At 70.4% G+C, this 14,599-nt stretch carries 12 protein-coding genes and 2 pseudogenes; 7 read left to right on the forward strand and 7 right to left on the reverse strand.

Going from position 1 to position 14,599, the window contains the following annotated elements; translation table 11 throughout:
* A pseudogene (locus ACFQVC_RS41935) lies at positions 1 to 160 on the forward strand (2-oxoacid:ferredoxin oxidoreductase subunit beta); the annotation flags it as partial.
* Between the two features lie 40 nt (positions 161 to 200).
* On the opposite strand, the gene ACFQVC_RS41940 reads toward ACFQVC_RS41935, so the two are convergent.
* Positions 201 to 560 carry a winged helix-turn-helix transcriptional regulator gene (locus ACFQVC_RS41940; protein WP_381841894.1) on the reverse strand — a complete coding sequence of 120 codons (360 nt, stop codon included), beginning with the start codon at positions 558 to 560 and terminating at the stop codon, positions 201 to 203.
* A gap of 98 nt (positions 561 to 658) precedes the next feature.
* On the opposite strand from ACFQVC_RS41940, the gene ACFQVC_RS41945 reads away from it, so the two are divergent.
* Together ACFQVC_RS41945 and rarD are read left to right on the forward strand one after the other, a co-directional pair.
* Entirely contained in the window at positions 659 to 1,525 is an 867-nt protein-coding gene (locus ACFQVC_RS41945) for an SDR family oxidoreductase (RefSeq protein WP_381841924.1), read from the forward strand.
* Positions 1,526 to 1,800: 275 nt separating this feature from the next.
* Positions 1,801 to 2,799: an EamA family transporter RarD gene (gene rarD, locus ACFQVC_RS41950; protein WP_381841927.1), complete on the forward strand. Its 999-nt coding sequence runs from the start codon at positions 1,801 to 1,803 to the stop codon at positions 2,797 to 2,799.
* Between the two features lie 9 nt (positions 2,800 to 2,808).
* Here rarD and ACFQVC_RS41955 read toward each other — a convergent pair whose 3' ends face one another.
* Entirely contained in the window at positions 2,809 to 3,417 is a 609-nt protein-coding gene (locus ACFQVC_RS41955; protein WP_381841897.1) for a CGNR zinc finger domain-containing protein, read from the reverse strand.
* Positions 3,418 to 3,454: 37 nt separating this feature from the next.
* On the opposite strand from ACFQVC_RS41955, the gene ACFQVC_RS41960 reads away from it, so the two are divergent.
* Both ACFQVC_RS41960 and ACFQVC_RS41965 read left to right on the forward strand, forming a co-directional pair.
* Complete coding sequence (locus ACFQVC_RS41960) at positions 3,455 to 3,904, forward strand: VOC family protein (RefSeq protein ID WP_381841900.1); 450 nt, start codon at positions 3,455 to 3,457, stop codon at positions 3,902 to 3,904.
* Positions 3,905 to 4,177: 273 nt separating this feature from the next.
* Positions 4,178 to 5,101, forward strand: a pseudogene (locus ACFQVC_RS41965) (M28 family metallopeptidase); the annotation flags it as partial.
* A 56-nt stretch (positions 5,102 to 5,157) separates the two neighbouring features.
* Here ACFQVC_RS41965 and ACFQVC_RS41970 read toward each other — a convergent pair.
* The 5 genes from ACFQVC_RS41970 to ACFQVC_RS41990 form a co-directional block, all read right to left on the reverse strand.
* Positions 5,158 to 6,105: an ABC transporter permease gene (locus ACFQVC_RS41970; protein WP_381841903.1), complete on the reverse strand. Its 948-nt coding sequence runs from the start codon at positions 6,103 to 6,105 to the stop codon at positions 5,158 to 5,160.
* Positions 6,092 to 7,030, reverse strand: coding sequence for an ABC transporter ATP-binding protein (locus ACFQVC_RS41975; RefSeq protein WP_381841906.1), 939 nt, complete (start codon positions 7,028 to 7,030; stop codon positions 6,092 to 6,094). Before ACFQVC_RS41975 ends, ACFQVC_RS41970 begins: the two co-directional genes overlap by 14 nt.
* A 116-nt stretch (positions 7,031 to 7,146) precedes the next feature.
* On the reverse strand, positions 7,147 to 8,511 hold the full coding sequence (locus ACFQVC_RS41980; RefSeq protein WP_381841909.1) for a LolA family protein: 1,365 nt from the start codon (positions 8,509 to 8,511) through the stop codon (positions 7,147 to 7,149).
* A 261-nt stretch (positions 8,512 to 8,772) separates the two neighbouring features.
* A complete protein-coding gene (locus ACFQVC_RS41985) occupies positions 8,773 to 9,822 on the reverse strand; it encodes a CHRD domain-containing protein (protein WP_381841912.1) in 1,050 nt (349 codons plus the stop codon).
* Between the two features lie 120 nt (positions 9,823 to 9,942).
* A complete protein-coding gene (locus ACFQVC_RS41990) occupies positions 9,943 to 10,953 on the reverse strand; it encodes a polyprenyl synthetase family protein (RefSeq protein ID WP_381841915.1) in 1,011 nt (336 codons plus the stop codon).
* A 336-nt stretch (positions 10,954 to 11,289) separates the two neighbouring features.
* Here ACFQVC_RS41990 and ACFQVC_RS41995 point away from each other — a divergent pair, with 336 nt between their 5' ends.
* Together ACFQVC_RS41995 and ACFQVC_RS42000 are read left to right on the forward strand one after the other, a co-directional pair.
* The gene (locus tag ACFQVC_RS41995) at positions 11,290 to 12,825 is read left to right on the forward strand and encodes a peptide MFS transporter (protein ID WP_381841918.1); all 1,536 of its coding nucleotides are present in this window, start codon (positions 11,290 to 11,292) and stop codon (positions 12,823 to 12,825) included.
* A gap of 56 nt (positions 12,826 to 12,881) precedes the next feature.
* On the forward strand, positions 12,882 to 14,599 hold a 1,718-nt coding region (locus ACFQVC_RS42000), incomplete at its 3' end, for a CocE/NonD family hydrolase (RefSeq protein WP_381841921.1).

A 14,599-nucleotide genomic window follows, 5' to 3' on the forward strand; every position in this document is an offset into this window, starting at 1 on the left:
CACCCTGCACCACACCCCCATCGGAGTCCTGCGCAGCGTCGACCGGCCCGTCTACGACACCCAGATGACCGACCAACTCGACGCCGCCATCGAGCAGAACGGCAAGGGCGACCTCGCCACCATGCTCGCGGGCAAGGACACCTGGACCGTCGTCGGCTAGCCCTCCCCCGCCGTCGCACGAGGCCCGGTCCTGAGGAGACTCAGGACCGGGCCTCGTCGTATCGGTCCCGGTTCGCGAGCACGGTCTGCGTGCGCTTCTCGGTCCACCGGCCGAGGGCCTCGACCTGCTCCGCCGCCTCCTCGCCGAGCTCGGTCAGTGAGTAGTCCACCCGCGGCGGGATCACCGGCTTCGCGTCCCGGTGCACGAAACCGTCGCGTTCCAGCGTCTGCAGGGTCTGGGCCAGCATCTTCTCGCTCACGCCGCCGATGTGCCGGCGCAGTTCGCTGAAGCGGTACGAGCGCTCCCGCAGCGCCACCAGGACCAGGACGCCCCAACGGCTCGTCACATGCTCAAGGACGCCGCGCGAGGGACACATCGCGTCGTTGATATCGGCCTTCATGGCACTAACTTCCATATCAGTACCTTACTTCAAAGTGGGTACTTACGAATGGTTAGCTTCCAGCTTACGGTGGATTGGCAGCCGCAAGAAGGAGCGCAATCATGATCGTTGTCACCGGTGCCACCGGAAACCTGGGCCGTCTCGTCATCGACGGCCTGCTCGCCGCCCGAGTCCCCGCCGGGCAGATCGCCGCCGTCGTACGCGACAAGGAGAAGGCGGCCGGCCTGGCGGCCCGGGGAGTCGAGCTGCGGGTCGCCGACTACTCGGCGCCCGAGACCCTGCAGGGCGTCTTCGCCCCCGGTGACCGGGTCCTGCTGATCTCCGGCAGCGAGGTCGGGCAGCGGGTGCCCCAGCACCGGGCCGTGATCGACGCCGCGCGCGAGGCGGGCGTCGCGCAGCTCGCGTACACGGGCATCCTGGGCGGTCCCGACGCGGACTTCGACCTTGCCTCCGAGCACAAGGTGACGGAGCGGATGATTCTCGACTCCGGGCTGACGTACACGTTCCTGCGGAACGGCTGGTACCACGAGAACTACACCGAGCACCTGGCTTCCGTGCTCGATCACGGCGCGGTGGTGGGCAGCGCGGGCGAGGGCCGGATCGCCTCCGCGACCCGCGCCGACTACGCCGCCGCGGCCGTCGCGGTGCTGACCGGCGAAGGCCACGAGAACGCGGCGTACGAGCTGAGCGGCGATGTGGCGTGGAGCCTCGACGAGTACGCCGCCGAGGTGGCCCGGCAGTCGGGCAAGGACATCGCGTACCGCAATGTGCCCGCCGATCAGCATCTCGCGATCCTCACCGGCGCCGGAGTGCCCGAGCCCATGGCGGCGATCCTGGTCGACGTGGACGCCGCCGTGGGGCGCGGCCGCCTTGCCCGGCAGAGCGGCGATCTGGCCCGGCTGACCGGACGCCCCACCACGCCGCTCGCGGACGCGATCACGGAGGCGCTCAAGGCTGCCGCCTGAGCCGCCCGAGCATTCCCGAGCCCCCTGAGCCCCCCCCCGAGCCGCCTGCCGGGGCCCACCGGACCGGCCGCCTCCGCCCGACCCTCTACGTCATGACCGTATGGCGAAACACACATGACAGCCGGGCTGCCTCAGCGATACCTTCTTGGAGGTGTCGCGACATAGGAGAGTGTTGTCGCGGAGGTGGCGAAATCCACCTGGAGTGGACTGGAGGGGCCTTGAAGCCGTCGGGTGAGGGGCGCGCGGGACTGATCTACGGCTTTGCCGCCTACGGGATGTGGGGCCTCGTCCCCCTCTTCTGGCCTCTGCTCAAACCGGCCGGCGCCCTGGAGATCCTCGCCCACCGCATGGTGTGGTCCCTGGCGCTCGTCGCCCTCGTACTCCTGGTGCTGCGACGCTGGTCCTGGGCCGGCGAACTGCTGCGCCAGCCGCGCAAGCTCGGTCTGATAGCCATCGCGGCCACGGTGATCACCGTCAACTGGGGCCTCTACATCTGGTCCGTGAACTCCGGCCATGTGGTGGAGGCCTCGCTCGGCTACTTCATCAACCCGCTGGTCACCATCGCGATGGGGGTGCTGCTCCTGAAGGAGCGGCTGCGGCCCGTGCAGTGGGCGGCCGTGGGTGTCGGCCTCACCGCGGTCGTCGTGCTCGCCGTCGGCTACGGCAGGCCGCCGTGGATCTCACTCGTCCTCGCCTTCTCGTTCGCGACGTACGGCCTTGTCAAGAAGAAGGTCAACATCGGGGGCCTGGAGTCGCTCGCCGCCGAGACGGCCATCCAGTTCCTGCCCGCGCTCGGCTATCTGCTGTGGCTCGGCTCCCGCGGCGAGTCCGACTTCGGGCCGCACGGCGCGGGCCATGCGGCGCTGCTCGCCGCGACCGGTCTGGTGACGGCGATCCCGCTGATCTGCTTCGGGGCGGCGGCGATCCGGGTACCGCTGTCCACGCTCGGGCTGCTGCAGTACCTCGCGCCGGTCTTCCAGTTCCTGCTCGGGATCGCCTACTTCCACGAGGCCATGCCGGCCGAGCGGTGGGCGGGCTTCGCGCTGGTGTGGCTCGCGCTGTCCCTGCTGACCTGGGACGCGCTGCGCACCGCACGGCGGACCCGGGCGGAGGCCATCCGGCTCGCCGCGGCGCGGGCGGTGGGCCCCACCGCCGGCAAGGAGTCCGCCGACTCCAGCAGGCCCAACAGCGCCGACAGCCCCAGCAGCCCCAATAGCCCCAATAGCGCCAATAGCGCCAATAGCGCCAATAGCGCCAAGGAACACGCGCTCTAAGGGGTCCCCCTAACTCCCCGGGGCCTCGTTCTCCGACGTACGGGCGCGGTGGGCCCGGACCTTGTGGCGGTTGCCGCAGTGTTCCATCGCGCACCAGCGGCGGCGGCCGGGTCGCGACGTATCGACGAAGAGCAGACGGCAGTTGTGCGCGCCGCATTCGCGGATGCGGTCCGCGTGCGGTCCGGTGAAGAGCTCGACGGCATCGCGGGCGACGGTCGACAGGAGCCGGGCACCGGTGGCACCCGGGCCCCACGCGCGCGTGCCGTCGGATTCGATACGGGCGGCCAGCGGGGGCCCGGCCGCGGCGGCGTTGACGGCATCCAGGTCGTCAGGGTTCAGGGCGCGGGCGTGGGCGCGGGCGGCGGTGAGCCGGAAGAGCGCGTCGCGCACGGTACGGATCTGCTCCAACTCGGCTTCGGTGACCGTCGGTTCAAGACCGCCGGGCAGCCGGCTCACGGCGACCCAGTGCAGCAGGTCGACCGGGGTGTGCAGGGATTCGTACCGCGCGAACTCACCCGGCCCTCCCGTGATCAGAAGCTCCAGGCACAGGGCGCCGGGGTCGAAGCGGTAGGGGCGCCCTTCGCGGGTCCGCAGAGTCACACCCTGCTGCGTGTCCATTGCCCTCCTTCTTTCGTAACCAGTATAAGTAGTTACCATGATTCTCCAGTGGAAAGTCGTCGTCGACTCCCAAGACCCGCACGCCCAGGCCGACTTCTGGGCCGCCGCTCTCGGCTACACGGTCGAGGACAACAGCCCTCTGATCGGAGAGCTCCTGGCCGCCGGCGTCATCGCGCCCGAGATCACCGTCGAGCACCATGGGCACCACGCCTTCCGTGACGCCGCTGCCGCGCGCCATCCGGAGGACCCGTACGACGAGCACAGCGGTACGGGCCTCGGGCGCCGGCTGCTCTTCAACCGCGTACCGGAGAAGAAGACCGGCAAGAACCGGCTGCACCTGGATCTGCATGTCGGCGCCGAACAGCGGGCGGTGCATGTGACCCGGCTCGAAGGGCTCGGCGCGCGCGTGCTGCGTGAAGTGAAGGAGCCCGGCGGGGAGTGGGTGCTCATGGCGGACCCCGAGGGCAACGAGTTCTGCGTGGCGTGAGAGGAAGTACGTCCCCAGGTGACCGTTATACGGAACGGGCCGACCGGATTGCGCTCTTGACGGAGGATCAGGGCTCGCCCACCATCAGGCGCACGCACCACACCCGCACCTCTCGTACGCCCCCACTGTCCCTGTACGGAGTCCGGAGCCCCCCACATGCGACTCACTACGCGCACCTCTTCGACGCGTGCCGCCACGACGCACGCCACTACGACGCGCACCACCTCCACCCGCACCATCTCGACCCGCACCACCTCGACCCGCACCACCTCCCTGCGAGTTCTCGCGGCCGCCGCGCTCGTCGCCACCGGCCTGATCACCACCCCCGCGGCGACCGCGGCGGGCGCGCCCGATGCGCCCCTCGCCGCCCCCGACATACCGATAGCCAACGTCAAGGGCCATCTGACCGAGCTGCAGTCCATAGCCGAGGCCAACGGCGGCAACCGTGCCCACGGCCGCCCCGGCTACAAGGCCTCCATCGACTACATCAAGGGCAAGCTGGACGCCGCCGGATTCACCACCGAGGTCAAGGAGTTCAACTCCAACGGCGCCACCGGCTACAACCTGATCGCCGACTGGCCGGGCGGCGACGCGAACCAGGTCCTCATGGCGGGCGCGCACCTCGACAGCGTCGGCTCCGGGCCCGGGATCAACGACAACGGCTCCGGCTCCGCCGCCGTACTGGAGACCGCACTCGCCGTCTCCCGCGAGCAGCTCAAGCCCGCCAAGCATCTGCGTTTCGCCTGGTGGGGCGCGGAGGAGCTCGGTCTGGTCGGCTCGAAGAACTACGTCAACTCCCTTCCGGGCACGGAGCGTTCGAAGATCACCGGCTATCTGAACTTCGACATGATCGGCTCCCCCAACCCCGGCTACTTCGTCTACGACGACGACCCGACGATCGAGAAGACCTTCAAGGACTACTTCGCCGGCCTGAACGTCCCCACGGAGATAGAGACCGAGGGCGACGGGCGCTCCGACCACGCCTCCTTCATGGCTGCCGGCATACCCGTGGGCGGCCTGTTCACCGGGGCCGACGCCGCGAAGACGAGCGAGCAGGCGCAGAAGTGGGGCGGTACGGCGGGTGAGTCGTTCGACCCCTGCTACCACTCGTCCTGCGACAAGCTGTCGAACATCGACGACACCGCGCTCGACCGCAACAGTGACGCCGTCGCGCACGCGGTCTGGCAGCTGTCTTCCTGAGCGCGCCACGCCACACGGCGCCCCCGGGGCTCATGCCCATGAGCCCCGGGGCGCTAGGCGTTGATGTCCTTCGCCGTGAACCGCGCCCACGCCGCCGTGCCGAAGACCGCCGCGTAAAGCCCCTGCAGCTGGAGGTTCTTGAGCAGGCCGTCCCAGTAGACCGGCTCGCGCATCAGGTCGGCGAAGGACAGCCAGTGATGCGAGAAGAGGTAGGGGTGGATCGCGTCGAGCTGCGGGATCGTACCGAGGATCTGCACGGTGATCAGGAGCCCGACCGTGGTGGCCATGGCGGCGATTCCGCTGTTCGTCAGGGTCGATACGAAGAGGCCGAGCGCCGCGACGCCGATCAGTGAGGCCGCCACCACGAGCGCGATGAGCAGGGCTCTGAGCAGGCCTTCCGCGAAGCCGATCCGCGTTCCGGAGATCGTGGTGAGCTCGCCGAGCGGGAAGAGCAGGGCGCCCGTGACGAGCGCCGACACCGCCACGGTGAGCGTCGCGGCCAGGCAGAACGCCAGCGTCGTCGCGTACTTGGCGAGCAGCAGACGGGTGCGGCCCGCGGGCGCGACGAGGAGATAGCGCAGCGTGCCCGAGTTCGCCTCGCCCGCCACCGCGTCGCCCGCGACGACGCCGATCGACATCGGCAGGAAGAACGGCAGGGTCGCCGCGAGGGCCGTGAACACCAGGAAGAGGCCGTTGTTGGTGATCTGCGCGATGAACGCGGGGCCGCCCGCCCCGCCCTCGGGCCCGCCGCCGACCGAACCGCCCTCGCCCGTCTCGATCCGCACCGCCACCCCGATCAGTACGGGAACGGCGGCGAGGACACCGAGCAACGCGAGGGTGCGCCAGCGGCGGAAGGTGATGGTGAGTTCGGAGCGGAAGAGGCCCAGGGTCCAGATGGCGCGGCGTTCCCCGGATATCCCGGATATCCCGGATGCCCCGGATGCCCCGGATGCTGCGGGTGCCCCGGGGGCGGTCGCCCCGGCCGGTTCAGCCCGCGACATCGAAGCCCTCCCCCGTCAGCGCCACGAACGCGTCTTCGAGGGAGGCGCGCTCCAGGCCGAAGCCGCGCACTCGTACGCCCGCGTGGACCAGGGCGGCGTTCAGGACCGCCAAGTCCTGTTCCGCAGCGGGCGGTTCGCCGGTCACCCGGTCCTCCGTGACCGCGAGGTCCGTCACTCCGTGCTCCTTGAGGATCCGGGCCGCGTCGCCGGGGTCGGGGGTGCTGACGGCGAGCCGGCCACGCGCGCGTGCCGCGAGTTCCCCGACCGGGCCCTGCGTGAGCAGCCGGCCTTTGGCCATGACGGCGGCGTGTGTGCAGACCTGCTCGATCTCGTCGAGGAGATGCGAGGAGAGGAAGACGGTGCTGCCGTCGTCCGCCAACTCCCGTACCAGTGAACGGATTTCCCGCATTCCCTGCGGGTCAAGGCCATTGGTCGGCTCGTCCAGGACAAGCAGCCGGCGCGGTGTGAGCAGGGCGGCCGCGAGACCGAGTCGTTGCTTCATGCCGAGGGAGTACGCCTTGGCCTTCTTGCCGGCGGCGGAGGTCAGGCCCACCCGATCGAGGGCCTGCGCGACCCTCGCCTTGCGGGTGCGCGGGTCGGCCGTCGCGTCGGCGGAGTCATACCGGATCAGGTTGTCGCGCCCGGAGAGGAAGCCGTAGAGCGCGGGGCCCTCGATGAGCGCGCCGACCTGGGGCAGCACGGTGCCCGCCGCGCGCGGCATGCGGTGGCCGAGGAGATCGGCGGCCCCGGACGTCGGCTCGATCAGGCCCATGAGCATGCGGATGGTGGTGGTCTTGCCGGAGCCGTTGGGGCCCAGGAAACCGAAGACCGAGCCGGCCGGCACGGTGAGGTCGAGGTGATCCACGGCGAGCTGGCCGTGGCGGAAGCGCTTGGTCAGGCCGTGTGTCCGGATCGCCGGTTCCATAGGCTTCCCCCTGCCCTTTCGGCGGCCCGCCCCGTCGGCCCTGGCCGGCGGGGCGGAACAGCCCGGGTACGCCAACTGCAGTCCACCTGTAGTCCAACTGCAGTCCAACTGCATTCCTACTTGGCCGCGTTGGCCGCCTTCACGAGCGCGTCCTTGTCGACCGCGCCCACGTACACCTTGCCGTCGTCCGTCATCAGGGCGTTGACCAGGCGGGTGGAGAAGACCGTGCCGGAGCCGAACTTCCCGGTCACCTTGTCACCGAAGGCGTCGAGCAAGCCCTGTGCCTCGGGCGGCACTTCACCGGAGCCGGAGCCCGATCCGGAGCCCGGCCCGGAACCCTTGGACGGCATGCCCTGGCCGCCGGCGTCGAGGACCGCGATGGAGCTCCAGCCCTCACCGATGACCTTCATGCCGTCCTTGCCGGCCATGCCGGCCATGCCGCCACCGAAACCGCCGCCGATGCCATCCGCGCCCTCAAGGCCCTTGGGCGCGTGCTTCTCCATTCCCTTGCCGTCGCGCGCGTGCTTCTCCAGCTCGTCCGCCTCCGTGACCTTCATGCCCTTGGCGGGCTTGAAGTCGAAGGTGGACGCGGCCGGCTTCGCGAAGTCGACCTTGGTGAAGCCCGCGTCGATCGCGGCCTTGCCGCCGCTGCTCGGGGTGAGCGTGAACTTCAGCGGTACGCCGTTGTCCGCGTCCACCGCGATCCGGATCGAACCGATCGTGGAGCCGCTGCCCTTGGGCTGGATGAGCAGCTGGTAGGCGTCGCGCCCGGCGATCCTGGCGGTGCCGTCGACGGTCACGGATGTCGTGTCGTCGACCGCCTTGAGCGCCTCGTCGGCCAGCTCCTTGGGGGTGGCCGGGGTCTTGCCGCCGGTGCCCCTCTCGTCACCCTTGCCGTGGACGCCCTTGTCGTCGCCCTTGCCGTGGGCGCCCTTCTCGTCGCCCTTGCCGTGGGCGCCCTTGTCGGTGTCCCGCGCGTGGAACGCCTCGTTCGACTTGCTGTCGTACGCCCATACGTCGCCGCCGTTGTGGATGACGCTGTACTCCGCGGCGTCCTCCAGGATCGACAGCTTCTGCTTGTCGGGGCCGTCGGCGGCGATCCGCAGATTGTGCGTGCCGGAGGCGAGCTCCATCAGCTTCGTTTCGGGCGAGGCGGCCGAACCGCCCTCCCCGTCACCGCCCTTGGGTGCGAAGGAGGAGGCGGCGGCGCCGCCCAGGGACGGCAGGCCGAGGTCGGTGCTGATCTTCACGTTCCCGGAGAGCCGCTGCACATCCGACGCGGCGATCTTCTCCACAAGTTCCTGCGCGGTGATCTTCGGCAGATCGGGGTCGCCCGAGCTGGCGAGTGCCGGGACCAGACCGATGGTCGCCGCCGCCACTCCGGCCACCGCGACCGGGACCGCGTAACGCGCCGCCTTTCCGCGGCCCGTCGGCCGGTCCTCGACCTCCTCGGTGCCCTGTGCCGATTCGTACGGTGCCATGTGTGCCCTACCTCCGTGGTTAGGCGGCGGTCCTTGACCTGTGCACTCGTCCACCCCGCGCCGCCATTCTCACCCGAATTGGTCAGGAGTGGTGCTCTGTCGTTGTCTTCGTGCCCCTCTATCCGACCAAATCGGCCACCCGGAAGCGTCAGCCCCCGGGCTCAACCTCACGTACTCCCGCGGGATGACATACGAGGGCGGCGCCTCCCCCATCCACTAGGGGGAGACACCGCCGATGTGCCGCTGGAGAGTCGCGAAGGCTCAGCGAGGGACGAACACGTAGTCGGCGAGATACGGCACCCCCACGACCGCGCCCGCCTCGCAGCCGCCCGCCGGAGCGACGCCGCCCACCGTGTTCAGGCGCAGGATCTCCGCGGAACGCGCGAGCAGGCCGTGCCGCTTGCCCGACCGGGTCGCCTTCAGGCCGAGTTCGGGGATGTTCGCCGCGCCGTTGGGGGTCCGGGAGATCACCTCGCCGGTGACGGCGCTGCCGTCGGGGGCGATCCACTGCGGCGTACCGGAGTTGGGCGCCACGAAGGAGTGCACGATGTTCCCGCCGAGCACGGCGCGGACGTCGCGCTGCTGGAACGTGAGCTTCCCGTCGTCGCCCTTCTTGCACTCGTAGATCTGCCTGCCCTTGATCACGGATGCCTGGAAACCGCTCAGGGCCTTACGGAAGTTGAACGGGTCGGTGACTTTGTGCAGCTGCCCGCGGACGGCTCCGCCGGGAAACTCCGCGGTGTGCAGATTGACGTAGAAGCCGTTCGGGGCGGAGCTGAGCTGTCGTAGCAGCGCCTGGTCGGTGACGGTGACCGTGCCGGTGGCGGAGTGGTCCTTCAGCCCGCCCTTCGCGCCGCCGACCTTGGCGCCGTGGCCCTTCGCGCCGCCCCTCGCGTCGGCGAGCAGCTCGGTGAAATCGACCTTGATGCCGCCGTTGGCGCCCTTCGCGCCCTGGTGGATATGGAGCGCGGTCGGCCTCGCGGTGCCGCGCCACTTCACGGCGAAGGACACCTGGTCGCCGCTGACCTTCACGAACTGCAGGGCCGTGCCGTCCTTGTCCCCGACGGCCGGACCGCCCGCCACCGGCACCTCGTTGGCACCGTTGAGACCGGCGGCGAGGATCGTGGCGCTCTCGTGCCCCGAGCCTTGCACCTGCACCGAGCCGTGCACCTGTCCCGAGCCGCGACCTCGCCCCGGGTCGCTCCCTTCGTCGGTGGCCGCCGGGATGACGGCCGCGGCGGCCCCCACCGCTGCGGCAACGGCCACAGACCCTGCGACAACTGAGCGGCGGCGCTTGGTCATTGCACCCATGACAGGACATCTCCCCGTATCAGAACCGACGCCCCCTGCGTCGGCTTCTGGGCATGGATACGAAGAGAATCCGGGACTGAACTCACTCCGCCCCTGTGACCTGCGTCACGGGACCGCGAGTCATCCCGCCCGGTGCACCACCGCGTCGCACAGCTCCACGAGCGCCGCCTTCGCGTCGCACTCCGGCAGCGGGGCGAGCGCCGACCGCGCCTCCTCCGCGTACCGGATGGTGTCGCGTCGCGCCTGCTCAAGGGCCGGGTGGACGCGCAGCCCCGCGAGGGCCTCCGCGTGCCGGACGTCGTCGGTCAGGTCGCCGTCGAGCAGTTCGCACAGGGCGAGATCCGCGGGCCTGCCGTGCGCGGCGGCCTGCGCGCGCAGATGCAGCACCGGCAGGGTCGGGATGCCCTCGCGCAGATCGGTTCCGGGGGTCTTGCCGGACTCATGGGAGTCGGAGGCGATGTCCAGGACGTCGTCCGCCAGCTGGAAGGCGGTACCGAGCCGCTCGCCGTACTGGGTCAGGACATCCACGACCGTCTCGTCCGCGCCGGACATCATGGCGCCGAAGCGGCCGGAGACGGCGATCAGGGAGCCGGTCTTGCCGCTGATGACATCGAGGTAGTGCTCGACCGGGTCACGTCCGTCGCGCGGGCCCGCGGTTTCCAGGATCTGCCCCGTGACCAGGCGCTCGAAGGCCTCGGCCTGGATGCGGACCGCCTCGGGGCCGAGGTCGGCCAGGATGTGCGAGGCGCGGGCGAAGAGGAAGTCGCCGGTGAGCACGGCCACCGAGTTGCCCCAGCGGGTGTTGGCGCTCGGCACTCCGCGGCGTACGTCCGCCTCGTCCATCACGTCGTCGTGGTACAGCGTCGCGAGGTGGGTGAGCTCCACGACCACCGCGGAGGGCACCACTCCGGGGGCGTAGGGGTCGCCGAACTGTGCCGCGAGCATCACGAGCAGCGGCCGGAAGCGCTTGCCGCCCGCCCGCACCAAGTGCTGCGCGGCCTCCGTGATGAAGGGGACCTCGCTCTTGGTGGCCTCGATGAGGCCCTCCTCGACAGCAGCCAATCCCGCCTGGACATCGGCTTCGAGGGCCTGGTCCCGCACGCTCAGCCCGAACGGCCCGACGACGGTCACGTGGGGTTCTCCTGTCTGCTGACGATCACAAGTCGATCCACGGTCGATCACACGCTCGATGACACGGTTTGTCGATGTGTCGCTGCCATCACTCAAGTCAGCGTATCCGGTCGCGTTTCGATCACAGCGGGCCCCCGCCCGACCAGCACGTGATCCCCCCACCCAGCACACCCGGCACCACCCCGCGCGCGCGGTGATCAACAGCGGTATGTTCGTGATCAGCCATTTTCAGCCACGGTGCGCATTTCTCACCCCCTCCAACACCGATCCGACACCGAGCCGACACCGATCACGACGGCCCCATCCCGATGGCCCCGTCCCGATGGCCCCGTCCCGATGGCCCCGTCCCGATCACGATCCGGAGTACCCGCCTTGTCCCGACCCACGCCCCAGGCCGCGCCCCAGGCGCCACCGCCCGGCGACGACCGGGCCTTCTTCGGGCAGCCGCGCGGGCTGCTCACGCTCTCCGGTCTGGAGGTATGGGAGCGGTTCTCGTTCCTCGGTATGCAGGCCATCCTGGTCCTGTACTTCGCCGACGCCGTGGCCCGCGGCGGAATGGGCATGGACCCCGGAACGGCCGCCTCCGTCTCGGCGGCGTACGGCACCCTGGTCTATCTCGTCTCGGTCGCCGGCGGCTGGCTCGCCGACCGCATCCTCGGCTCCTACCGGGCGGTCCTGTGGGGCGGCATCCTCATCGCCTGCGGCCACTACTCGATGGCCGTGCCGACGGACGTGATGACCTGGGTCGGCCTCGGCCTGATCAGCGCCGGCACCGGACTGCTCAAGCCGAACGTCGCCAACATGGTCGGCAAGCTCTACCGCACCGAGGACGACCGCCGCGACGCCGGCTTCGCCCTCTACTACATGGGCATCAACATCGGCGCCTTCCTCGGCCCGCTGATCACGGGCTGGCTCGGCGACCACAAGGGCTGGCACTGGGGCTTCTCGGCCGCGGCGATCGGTATGACCTTCGGGCTCATCCAGTACGTCGCAGGCCGGCGCCACCTGGCCGGGCGCAAGGCCAGCGCGGAGTACGCCCTCCCCCGGGCCGCCATGCGCCGCGCGGTCCTGCTCATCGTCCTCGGCCTGCTGGCCTTCGCCCTGGTCGCCGGGGTGCTCGCGGCCGTCGGCTGGCTCACCATGGACCGCTTCGTCGACCTGCTCACGCTGATCTCGGTGATCGCGCCGGTCGTCTACTTCGTCTGGATGTTCCGCAGCCCCCGCGTCAGCGCCGAGGAACGCGGCCGGCTTCGCCCGTACGTCGTGCTGTTCCTGGCGTCCGTGGCCTTCAACTTCATCCTCTTCCAGGCGTACTCGACGATGATGCTGCTCGCGTCGACCAACGCCCGTACCGAGATTCTCGGCTTCCACTTCCCCGCCAGCTGGTACGCCTCCGCCCTGGGCGCCTTCGAGGTGGCCCTGGCCCCCGTGGTCGCCGCGGTCTGGGCGCGGATGGGGCACAGACAGCCGCACGCCTCCAACAAGATCGCGCTCGGTGTGGTGCTCGGCGGGCTTTCCTTCCTGCTGATGGTGCTGCCGACCGCGGGGCACGAAGGCGACTCGTACAAGATGGCGGCCTGGTGGATCGTCGGCTCGTATCTGCTGCTCGGGCTCGGCGACATCCTCCTTGAGACCTCCGGGATGTCGGCCACCACCAAGCTCGCGCCCAAGGCCTTCGCCAGCCAGACCATGGCGCTCTGGTTTCTCTCCCTCGCCCTCGCCAACGGCATCCAGGCGCAGGTCGTGAAGCTCTACGGCACGGTCTCCAACGCCGCATACTTCGGCGTCAACGGCGCCATCGCGGTCGCCGTCGGCCTCGCCGTGATCGCCGCCGCGCCCTGGCTGCGGCGCACCATGCACCCCGTTCACTGAGCCCCCGAGCCCCGTTCACTGAGCCCCCCGAGCCCCGTCCGCTGAGGTTTCGAGCCATGCGCATCCGCACTGAATTCCCGTACGAGACCACCCGCGAGGACGTCCGCATTCCGCTGCCGGACGGCACCCGCCTTTACGCGCGCGTGTGGCGTCCCGTGACCGACGAGCCCGTACCGGCGCTGCTCGAATACCTTCCGTACCGGCTCAGCGACTGGACGGCGCCGCGCGACTGGCAGCGCCACCCCTGGTACGCGGGGCACGGCTACGCCTCCGTGCGCGTCGATGTGCGCGGGCACGGCAACTCCGAGGGCATGCCGGGCGACGAATACGACGCGACCGAGCTCGCCGACGGGGTCGAGGTGGTCAACTGGCTCGCCGCTCAGCCCTGGTGCGACGGCAAGGTCGGGATGTTCGGCATCTCCTGGGGCGGCTTCAACTCCCTGCAGATCGCGGCCCTCGCGCCCGAGCCGCTCAAGGCGGTCATCACCGTCTGCTCGGCGGACGACCGCTATGACAACGACGTGCATTACATGGGCGGATCCGTCCTCGCCGTCGACATGCACGCCTGGGCGGCGACCATGCTGGCCTTCGTCTCGCGGCCGCCCGACCCGCAGTTCGTGGGCGAACAGTGGCGCGACATGTGGCTCAAGCGCCTGGAGGCCGTGGACCCCTTCATCCACACCTGGCTCGACCACCAGACCCGCGACTCCTACTGGAAGCACGGCAGCGTCTGCGAGGACTACTCCGCGATCAAGGCACCGGTCCTCGCGGTCGGCGGCTGGCACGACCCGTACCGCGACACGGTGCTGCGTCTCGTCGAGCATCTGCCGGGTCCGGTACGCGGCCTCATCGGGCCCTGGTCGCACCAGTACCCGGACCGCGGCCTTCCGCCCGGGCCCGCGATCGGCTTCCTGCAGGAGACCCTGCGCTGGTGGGACCACTGGCTGAAGGGCGCCGAGACCGAGGTCATGGAGGACCCGAAGCTGCGCGCCTGGATCAGCGACTCACATCCGCCGGCCACGGTGTACGACGAGCTGCCGGGCCGCTGGGTGGGCGCACCGGAGTGGCCGTCGCCGCAGGTCACGCCGGTGACCTATGCCCTCGGCGGCTCCCCTCGTCCGGTCCGCTCGCCGCAGCAGACCGGCCTGGACGCGGGCCGCTTCTTTCCGTTCGGCAACGACGCCGACCTGCCGCCCGACCAGCGGGACGAGGACGCTAAGTCCGTGTGCTTCGAGTTCGAGGTGCCCGAGGCGGTGGAGATCCTGGGGCGGCCGCGGGTCACGCTCCGGCTCACCCTGGACACCCCCTACGGGCAGGCCATCGCACGGCTCTGCGATGTCGCGCCGGACGGCTCGTCGACCCTGGTCACCCGGGGTGTGCTCAATCTGTCGGCGCGCGCGGGACGGGACCGGGCGGAGCCCTGGACCCCCGGGGCGACGGAGGACGTCACCTTCGAGCTCAACGGCATCGGACACGCCTTCCCCGCCGGGCACCGCATCCGACTGGCCGTCTCCTCCGCGTACTGGCCGTGGATCTGGCCACGGCCCGGCTCCGAGGCGGGGTTCACGCTCGATCCGGCGGGGAGCTCGCTCGAACTGCCGGTGCGGGCGCGCGCCGCGGAGGGGGACGGGGACGGCGCCGGGGTCGGGGTCGGGGACGGGATCGGGGGCGGAGCCGCGGACGATGGCGGGGCCGGGGCCGGGGGCGGAGCCGCGGACGATGGCGGGGCCGGGGCCGGGGGCGGGGCCGGGGGCGGAGCCGCGGACGATGGCGG

This window comes from Streptomyces monticola (genome assembly GCF_042665355.1).
GTDB classification, from domain to species: domain Bacteria; phylum Actinomycetota; class Actinomycetes; order Streptomycetales; family Streptomycetaceae; genus Streptomyces; species Streptomyces monticola.